This window comes from Daejeonella rubra (assembly GCF_900103545.1).
GTDB lineage: Bacteria > Bacteroidota > Bacteroidia > Sphingobacteriales > Sphingobacteriaceae > Daejeonella > Daejeonella rubra.
This window is the reverse complement of the sequence record NZ_FNHH01000049.1, coordinates 1-8,862: the sequence shown is the minus strand read 5'-3', so window position 1 is coordinate 8,862 and position 8,862 is coordinate 1. Positions and strand designations below refer to the sequence as shown.

The 8,862-nt window shown below is 39.9% G+C and carries 8 protein-coding genes; 2 read left to right on the top strand and 6 right to left on the bottom strand.

All coding sequences use genetic code 11. The features are described from left to right. Positions 1-317: 317 nt before the first annotated feature. The 6 genes from BLR27_RS18015 to BLR27_RS17990 all read right to left on the bottom strand — a co-directional run bounded on the left by BLR27_RS18015 (position 318) and on the right by BLR27_RS17990 (position 6,966). Positions 318-1,235: a hypothetical protein gene (locus BLR27_RS18015; RefSeq protein WP_090707240.1), complete on the bottom strand. Its 918-nt coding sequence runs from the start codon at positions 1,233-1,235 to the stop codon at positions 318-320. 82 nt (positions 1,236-1,317) lie between these two features. Beyond that, complete coding sequence (locus BLR27_RS18010) at positions 1,318-2,034, bottom strand: GAF domain-containing protein (protein WP_090707239.1); 717 nt, start codon at positions 2,032-2,034, stop codon at positions 1,318-1,320. A 139-nt stretch (positions 2,035-2,173) separates the two neighbouring features. Further along, positions 2,174-3,091: an alpha/beta hydrolase gene (locus BLR27_RS18005; protein WP_090707237.1), complete on the bottom strand. Its 918-nt coding sequence runs from the start codon at positions 3,089-3,091 to the stop codon at positions 2,174-2,176. A 142-nt stretch (positions 3,092-3,233) separates the two neighbouring features. After that, entirely contained in the window at positions 3,234-5,423 is a 2,190-nt protein-coding gene (locus tag BLR27_RS18000; protein ID WP_221406378.1) for a penicillin acylase family protein, read from the bottom strand. 1,034 nt (positions 5,424-6,457) lie between these two features. Next, positions 6,458-6,715: a Txe/YoeB family addiction module toxin gene (locus BLR27_RS17995; protein ID WP_090707234.1), complete on the bottom strand. Its 258-nt coding sequence runs from the start codon at positions 6,713-6,715 to the stop codon at positions 6,458-6,460. After that, positions 6,712-6,966 carry a type II toxin-antitoxin system Phd/YefM family antitoxin gene (locus BLR27_RS17990; RefSeq protein WP_090707232.1) on the bottom strand — a complete coding sequence of 85 codons (255 nt, stop codon included), beginning with the start codon at positions 6,964-6,966 and terminating at the stop codon, positions 6,712-6,714. The genes BLR27_RS17995 and BLR27_RS17990 overlap by 4 nt, the downstream gene beginning before the upstream one ends. Positions 6,967-7,364: 398 nt before the next feature. Between BLR27_RS17990 and BLR27_RS17985 the strand changes: the two genes are divergently transcribed. Beyond that, complete coding sequence (locus BLR27_RS17985; RefSeq protein ID WP_090707230.1) at positions 7,365-7,604, top strand: hypothetical protein; 240 nt, start codon at positions 7,365-7,367, stop codon at positions 7,602-7,604. Between the two features lie 564 nt (positions 7,605-8,168). Continuing rightward, complete coding sequence (locus BLR27_RS17980; RefSeq protein ID WP_090707229.1) at positions 8,169-8,729, top strand: hypothetical protein; 561 nt, start codon at positions 8,169-8,171, stop codon at positions 8,727-8,729. Positions 8,730-8,862 lie beyond the last annotated feature (133 nt).

The following is an 8,862-nucleotide window of genomic DNA, read 5'->3' as shown; positions in this document are numbered from 1 at the left end:
TGATCTACAACAGACTGTTTAAATGATTCACTAAATGTTTGAATTAATTGATCCATAAGTTTACTAGTTATGTAAACCTATTTTAGGACAAGACATGGAAAAGACCACCCCCTTTTATTCCCCCGCCAGCGGTGGATACTGGGTGGCCAGGGAATTTGCTGTAAACTAAAAATCTCAATATTGAATGCAATTTTTTTATCCGTCATGCTGTCCACCGCTGGCGGGGGGAGTGTAGCCCTTAGCGCTGGCGGGGGTGGTTTTTGAGTATTTTGGGAGGTTTAAGCACAAGTTTAACCTTCAGGAAGGCCCCTGGATGCTTATTTTATCCCAATCACATGCAAATTAATGAGGCTGGAATGCGGGAATCCCAGTGTGTTTCCTGGTTTAATATCCAGGGTATTGCGGAGGTAAATATCAATGATTCCTTTTGCCACCTTTGTTTTAGTTTCCAGAAATTCGGGTTCAACGGCGACAAGGAAATCTTTGAAATGCATCCTGCCATTATGATCAACCACCACCGAAAATGAATACTGAAAATCCTGATAAGCTTTATCGATATTGATGCGGTATTCAGGATACAGGTATTCCTCAGAGCGGTTAACATGACCTAAATAGGGGTCGAGGCCTGGTTTGATCTTTTCTACCCTGGTTATTTTACTCCTGCTATTTAAAACAACCGGATTTCTTGCCGCAAAGGCACTATCCAGATTGCTGTTAGCCTGTATTGCTCTGTATTTGATAAAAAGCGTGTCTTCTCTACTTGGAGCTTTTAATTTTGTTGCCTCCATTTTTAGCACATTTTTAATGTAATCATCCGAATAAAGCTTCATGTAGATCGTTGACTGATCTTCATTCACAACTCTTGATTCCAAAGCCATTACCTGTAAAAGAATACTGTCTTTGCTTACATGCTTAACTCTGAACCATTCGCGGGCGAACTGAAAAAGCGCTTTATGGCTGTGAAAGATGCGGTAGGTCATGTATTGTTGCTTTTCCGGACTAAAGATCCTGACCGAATCATCCGCATTGAAGTAAATATTCCATTCCGGCTCCAGCTGAAAGCCCTGCTCATTGAATGAGAGTCCGTTTTGAAATGAACGTCGTACCTCCGTGTATTTTATTCCCTTTATTGCGGTGAATGTCGGGACAGGATCTTCATTAATTGTTGATAAATAGTGGCATGAAGAAAATGTAAATGACAGTACCAGGAACAGAATAATGGGAAAAAATTTCATTGGGATGAAATTAAAAAAAATATTCAGGTTTGAGGCAGGGTGCTGGTAGATTTGATTCTGCAGTGGATCCTGAGAGCCAGATCTATCTCAGTATATTATCAGCTTCCTGATCATTTATATGATTAACAATGGTTCTTATTCGTTCATCCAATTGATTGACTGATGCTTCAAGAAGACCGAGGTATTCCTCGTCATTTGTACCGGATGAATCTTTCATTAAAGCCATCAATCCCATGATAGAAGCAACAGGCTGCCTGATCTCATGTGATTGAATTCTGGCTATTTCCCTTAAGGATGTGTTCTGTGCCTTTAATTGATTTAAGCTTCTGTCAAGTTCCATGATATGGCTTACCTGGTTGGCAAGAGCGCCCAGGCACTCCAGCTGCTGCTCTGTCAGATCTTTTGGTTTGGTATCATACACACATAAAGTACCGACATTGTATCCGTCATAAGATTTCAGATTGGCACTTGCGTAAAAGCGTATATGCGGATTATTAACAACAACGGGTGCATTTGCAAACCTGGTATCTTTGCTTGCATCTTTCACCACCATGATCTTTTCCATTTGAATAGCATGGGTACAGAATGAGGTATTTCTTGGCATCTCATCAGCGTCTACACCCAATTTTGCTTTGATCAGCTGTACATCATAATCCATAAGGGTGATCAAAGCAATCGGACTGTTGCAGATCACAGAAGCGAGCATCACTATCTCCTGCAGATCTTTCTGACGGTCGGTATTGAACCCGAGATAACGCTGAACAGCCTGAACTCTTTCTTCTTCCTTATTGTTTGGCATTGTAAATATGTTTTTGAATAAATATACGCTTGGCAAATTGCATTAGTTTTTTAATTCTGCTATCCTGGTTTGTGGAATATTTCCAGACCCTGATGGAGGCTTTCAAAACTTAATTGACGGCATACAAATAAAAACTGGTCTACAAATACTTATTGTCACTCATCCAGTTTTGAAGCTGGTTCATCCATTTATCTGCCGTAGTTTTATTGTTCATGCCAAAACCATGCCCGCCTTGTGGATAAATGATCATATTGCTATATATCTTTTGCTTTAACAGCGCCTCATAATAGGAAATGCTGTTTGCAACCGGAACGGCAGGATCATCACCGGCATGGACTAAAAAAGCTGGTGGAGTTTTCTCAGTTACCCGCAGTTCATTGGAAAATTTTTGTAAGGTTTCAATTGGCTGAACTTTACCCAGTAAATTCATGCGGCTGCCTTTATGTGTAATGCCATCCATGAAGCTGATGACGGGATAAATAAGCACTGAAAAATCCGGACGTAAAGAGGTTTGTTTCGGATTATCGATCAATTGTTCATTGAAACGGGTAGAAGCGCTTGCTGCCAGGTGTCCGCCAGCTGAGAAGCCCATGATACCAATTTTGGATCCATCTATATTGAACTGCTGAGCATTTTCCCTGACTAGTTGAATCGCTCTTTGTGCATCCTGTAAGGGACCGATCGACTTATCTATCATGATAGAATCTTCCGGCAGGCGATATTTTAATACAAAAGCTGTTATTCCCAGATTGTTAAAGGCTTTTGCGACGTCCGCACCCTCATGAGAAGCAGCCAGAATACCATAACCGCCTCCGGGACAAATGATAACGGCAGAACGTTTTTCTGATTGCTTTTCTGGTGTGTACATCGTAAGTGTAGGTACAGATACTTTACTGATGCGAAGTATGCCGGCCGCATCTGTAGCCGACTTTTCTTTATTGGCCGATGGTTTACTATTGGGAATCGGTCCTTCATACAGCGGTAAAACCGTTTGTGCGTTCATTGAATTGGTATATAGCATGCTTATGGAACAAAGTATTATCGTTAAAACTTTCATATTGATTTATTTAAATCTGTTTAAATGCTCGTTGAACATATTTTTTTTCTATTCGGCGGAAGTATTGAAAACAATCTTCCCGAACTATGAATTTCTTCTCTTTGTATTTTATTAAAAAGATATAATTTTAAATACGGATTAATTATTTTTCTGTGCCTGGATGATATCTGGATTCGACTCTTTTTAGAACATCCTCACGATAAAAGGCCACAGTTTTAAATTCACGGTCGGCATAGCGCTGCATCTGATCATCAAAATGAGGTGATTTTGGATCTCCGCTTTGTCCCCCGGCTAACATCGTTTTCGCTTTCACCTTATCTCCGAATTCTACAACGGCAACGAAACTATTTCCAGATGTTCCGTATTGACGTTTAGTGTTTTTGCCAAACCTTGTCCCGAATGAGGCTAAAGCACCCCATTCTCCTGATGCCATCCCAACAGGTATGCTGGGTAATAAATCGTTAAATTCCTGATTGATATCTCCATTAATGCGCTGGTAGCGGTTGAATTCCCCCCAAGCCGTATTTACGGAACCAAAATCCTTTTTCAGTGCTGCAAGACTTGCTTCGAATATTTCTAAACGTTCTTTAGGTGGCGATATGGAACTCATATAGTTCACTTTCTCCATAATATTTAGTCCGCCCGGTATTTTTCCTGATTTAATATAGGTATTAAGATAATACTGACTGATCGTCATTGCTGCGGATGTTTTGGAAGTCTTATAGTCCCAGTCTCTCAATAAATTAATGGCAGTTTTCAGTTCTGCTGTACCCTTCGGATCAGTATCATATGCTTTTAGCAGTCCTTTGATCAGTTCTTCTGCACCGGGAAGGTAAGGATCGTAAGCGAGTGTGATCAGCTTGTCTAAGGTTAGGTCTTTTGCTTTACTCAATAAGGATATGGCATGGATTCCACGGTAGTTTTCCGGTGAGTAGGACATGTAGTTCGGATAGTTTTCCTGCTTCGGACTGTATTTTCCGGCACTGGTAAAGGGTGTAGAATTACAGTTCTGAATCCATCCGTTATCAGGATTTAACAGAAATATATTGTCTTTCAGCTCGTGCAGGCCTTTCCAGTCTGTATCGGGATTGCTTCCATCTACAGGTTTTTTATAATCAAACCGGATATCTCTTTTCGGAATAAAGTTTCCATGATAATAAGCAATATTCCCATCTGCATCAGCATAAACAGTGTTGTTTGAGGAATTAGTGCGTATGTCCATCATTTTATTGAACTCCTGATGGTTTGAGTTTTTGGTACGTAAAAAGGACTGCTCCAGGGCTTTTACAGGATCCCACATCATTGCTGTGGATACCCATTTATTGTTTGATGAATGCGTCACCGGTCCATGATGTGTGCGGTAGGTGGTAAAGCTTTTCTCTTTGATTCCATTGCCTGCTTTATATTTTATGCTGACCGTATTAGAATCCATTGCCCGGGATTCATTCCCATATTTATAAGTGGTTCCCTGTTTGTTTTTTACGATGCTTTCTTCAAATTCATCGATAATATCCACGTCTGATGTGGTATGCATCCAGCCTGTTTTTTCGTTAAATCCCTGATAAACAAAAAATTGTCCCCAGGTAACTGCGCCATAAGCATTCAGGCCCTGTTTACTCACCACATGAACTTCACCTCTGAAAAAGAAAGAGGTATGCGGGTTGATAAGAAGCATGGCATTACCTGATTGGGTTAATTTTCCTGAGATCGCGAAGCCATTCGAACCTCTTGGTTCATTATCTTTTAGAAGGATTGATCCGGTAAGGTTTCCTCCAAGCTTAGCCGCATCAGACTTATCATAAAATTCAGCAAGTCGCTTAAGTGAAACCTTTTCTATATCTCCACCAATGGAACCTTCACTAAAATACATGGGCATCCAGGGCTCAAAACGGGTGAGTAATTTGGGTTTTACCTGCGGGTGCTTTGCCAGATAATAGTTTATTCCGTCGGCAAATGCTATGCATAATTCTTTGAGCCAGGCCGGACTTTTCTCAAAGTTTGCTTCAGCTTCCTTTTGAGTCATATAGAGATTAGCCCTTAGATCGCTGTATAATGCATTTTCGCCTTCTACTTCAGCAAGCCGGCCCGTCGCCCAGATGTAATTCCGTTCAACACGATTAAAATCATCTTCGCATTGAGTATATAGCAGTCCAAAAACAGCATCAGCATCTGTCTTTCCATAAATATGGGGTACCCCAAAATTATCCCTGATAATTTCAGTATTGGAGGCATGCTGCTTCCAGCGTTCACTTTCACTAAGGTTTTTGTTACCCGGTGTAAGCTTGAAGCTGGTGCATATCAGAAAAATAATTAGGAATGCGATCCGGTTCATAGGCATTTATTGATTTCTAAATATAATGCTTTTGATTAATGGAGGGTAGGGGAATTGGAAGCTTTTAATAAAGTTTTCTGCAGCATAAAAAGGACTAGTGTCATGTCACATATAATTTGACGAAAACATCTGAATGCTAAGGAGGCTAAAAATAATGGCAGTTTAATGTAACGATACCAGGATAAAACTATTGAAACTCTATTCGTCAATTAATTCGTGAGATGACTTTGGATGCTGGGTAACTGAATTATTGAATAAAAAATACTGAACCTTGGGACAGCCATATCGCTCAATAGCCCGGTGCTTTAGCTCCGGGTTAAGATCCGGTTTGCAGACCGGGCTTCAGCCCAAAACCTGAGCGACCGGAACAGAACAAATACTGGTGCTTCAGCGCCAAAATACCGATAACTAATCTACATCTGCCATTCCCCAACCCGAATTTTTAGTATTCCAAAATTTTCAAATAGTGCAGTCTAAGTACCTGCTATGTCATTTATAATATCTATCGGGCTAAAGCCCAATATATTTTTCCTCACATGTTGCAGAATATTGGGCTGAAGCCCGAAAACGAACAAACTCGTTAACTCCAGCTAAAGCTGGAGTCTATTGAGCGACCGTACAGGTGCCATGCCACAGGTAACCTCAGCTAAAGCTGGAGCCTATTGAGCGACCGTACAGGTGTCATGCCACAGGTAACCTCAACTAAAACTGGAGCCTATTTGGCGACCGTACTGGTGTCATGTCACAGGTAACTGTGGGATCTGCCGCCCTATACAATGCCGCAAAAAACGTTTATGAAGGTGCAGTGCATTGCAAAAAGGAGAAAAAAGGCTTTAAAATCAGATTTCTCTATAGCTAGTGGAAATTCTTTATCCAAAGCATCATTTAAAGGATAACATCAACCACAGGAAAAAGAACCCCGCATGAATTACTGGGCAGGCTTCGCTTCCACTGCTCCAATGAGTCCTGGGGACCAGGAGCAAAATGATATTAGTTTAAATAATGACATTGGACGCGTGCATCAGAATTTGAGTTTAATCATAATGAAACCTGCACTTTGCAATTAAAATCGCATCATCTTTCACTTGATAAATCAATCGATGTTCATCATCAATTCTGCGAGACCAAAATCCTGAATATTTGTATTTTAGTGGTTCTGGTTTTCCAATACCCTGGAATGGATTTCGGGATATGTCTTTTAGCAGATCATTTATCCGATTCATTTTCTTTTTATCGGTTTTTTGCCAATACAAATAATCTTCCCAGGATTCATCCACAAATATGAATTTCATTCTTCAAGTAGATTTTTACTCATGGAATTTCCGGATTTCAGTTTTTCAATTGCTGAATCCAGTCTCCTTTCATTTTCTTTTGAAGAGAGTTCATGTTGAGTTGCACGCATTGAATTATATTCTGTTAAGGACATAATGACAACACCATTATCCTTTCCACGATTAATAATCAATGTTTCAAAGTTCTCTGTGACTTTATCAAAATATCTTTTAATGTCTTTCCTGAAATCTGAAATGGATGTTGTTAACATGGGGATAAATTTTAATGTACTTAAATGTGTACAAATATACGTACATAAAATTGTAATTGCTGAATTTATTGAGGGGATATTTAAAAACCCCCAATGCTGGCGAATGCGTATGCTGTTTTCGCATTTCTTTCCCTGATATTCTTTTCCGATTTTTCCTGAAAGGCAGGATTTTGCGCAGAATCTCAGCGGTTTTTCACCTTATTTGAGAAAATATTGATTTTTGCAATTGCAAATTTCGTAAAGTCGCTTGCCAGCCCATTTTAAAATTCATAATTGCTCTTCTTCTACTCTTGAAAAAGTAATAATACTCCTTTGGCAGGCATTGAAAATATACTAAAAATACGATCTCCGTAGAATTTTGTTTAGTCACAGGTTAACTTTAATAAAAAACTTGTACTATGAAAACACCACGATTATTAATCTATGCTGCTGACCTGGTGAGGCTTAGCGGCAAATGCGAAAAAACATGCCGGCGGCTTTTACTGAAAATGAAAGTGCATTACGGACTGGAAAAAGGGCAGGACCTGACATTCTATCAAGTGAGTGAATTTCTCAAAATTCCGGTAGATCAGCTATTTCCCTACATCAAAATGTTTCCTTTCCTTTTTATGGTTTCTACTTCTACCGCTGACCATTGAAATCTTAAACAGCCTTAATATCTTTTAAGGCTGTTTTTATATCTCTTCCTTTTATCAACTTTTACCCTCTTTTTTCTGATTGATGAGCCGGTCTGCCATCCAAAATGAACGCTCATTCCATGCTGTTTGAAAGCACTAAATCTGAGTCTTTTTTGAACGGTCTCCAGACGAACACTAAACGAACACTAAACGAACACTAAGATCTTCGGAAAATTGCCATTTCTCGTCCTGTGTCTCGACCGGAAATAGCTATACAAATTGGTTAATAATTCCTGACCTGATTATACAGTCTATTTGCTAATCCTGCCGGAACTATACCAGGCAATTTTTCATTGTATTTTGATTCCTGTTTTTCCATCAATGTTCAGGAGCCCTGTTTTCTCGCCATGAAGGAAGTACCCGACAATAGGGGACAAAAGAAGACAAAAGAGGATATTGCCGGACAATACAAGCAATAACGGACTGATGATGAGTGAGTTAATAGATCGCAGCTTATATTTGTTCTAAGCATTAATACCGGTAATGATAATGTGAAACAGATTTTTTCATTTAAATTTTAACATCATGGAATTAAAAAATAATGACCTGGTAAAAGGTTCGAGCGGAAGCATCGGCGACCAGTTAGTTTACAGACAGCGTGGAGGCAAGACAATTATTGCCAAAAGGCCAAAGAAGAAAAGCACCCCAGACACTCCCCGTCAACTGGAAGTACGGGAGCTTTTCGCAGAGGCGGTACTCTATGCAAAATCAGTTATTGACGATGCAGCAAAAAAGGCTGTTTACCAGGCGAAAGCAAAGGCAAACCAGTCCGCCTACAATCTTGCTCTTTCTGACTTTTGCAAAGCACCTGAAATCAGGAAGTATAATATATCTGAATATGCCGGACAGATCGGCGATCAGATCAGCATTCGAGCTTTCGACGATTTCAAGGTTGAGTGGGTCAGGCTGATCATCAAAGATAGTTCTGACAGTACGATCGAAGAAGGCTCAGCTCTGCTTTCGGGCAATAAGGCGGACTGGATTTACACCGCTACAGTTGTCAATCCAACGGTGGCAGGTACTAAGCTCATCATCAATGCATCGGATATGCCCGGCAATATTACTACACTAGAGGTGATCCTTTAAGAGTTCATTTTTAAAGGCGGCCTTGATTTGTTGGCTTGAAGAGGCTGTCTCAAAAGGACAGCCTCTTTTTTATGGAATAAATATACAAGTTAATTTGCATAATATATTGATAATCAGTATATTGATGTATGAA

What these genes read in the sequence shown, in the direction of transcription:
- BLR27_RS18015 (WP_090707240.1), bottom strand. Translation starts at nt 1,235, where the DNA reads ATGAAATTTTTTCCCATTATTCTGTTCCTGGTACTGTCATTTACATTT.
- BLR27_RS18005 (WP_090707237.1), bottom strand. Translation starts at nt 3,091, where the DNA reads ATGAAAGTTTTAACGATAATACTTTGTTCCATAAGCATGCTATATACC.
- BLR27_RS17980 (WP_090707229.1), top strand. Translation starts at nt 8,169, where the DNA reads ATGGAATTAAAAAATAATGACCTGGTAAAAGGTTCGAGCGGAAGCATC.
- BLR27_RS18010 (WP_090707239.1), bottom strand. Translation starts at nt 2,034, where the DNA reads ATGCCAAACAATAAGGAAGAAGAAAGAGTTCAGGCTGTTCAGCGTTAT.
- BLR27_RS17990 (WP_090707232.1), bottom strand. Translation starts at nt 6,966, where the DNA reads ATGTTAACAACATCCATTTCAGATTTCAGGAAAGACATTAAAAGATAT.
- BLR27_RS17995 (WP_090707234.1), bottom strand. Translation starts at nt 6,715, where the DNA reads ATGAAATTCATATTTGTGGATGAATCCTGGGAAGATTATTTGTATTGG.
- BLR27_RS18000 (WP_221406378.1), bottom strand. Translation starts at nt 5,423, where the DNA reads ATGAACCGGATCGCATTCCTAATTATTTTTCTGATATGCACCAGCTTC.
- BLR27_RS17985 (WP_090707230.1), top strand. Translation starts at nt 7,365, where the DNA reads ATGAAAACACCACGATTATTAATCTATGCTGCTGACCTGGTGAGGCTT.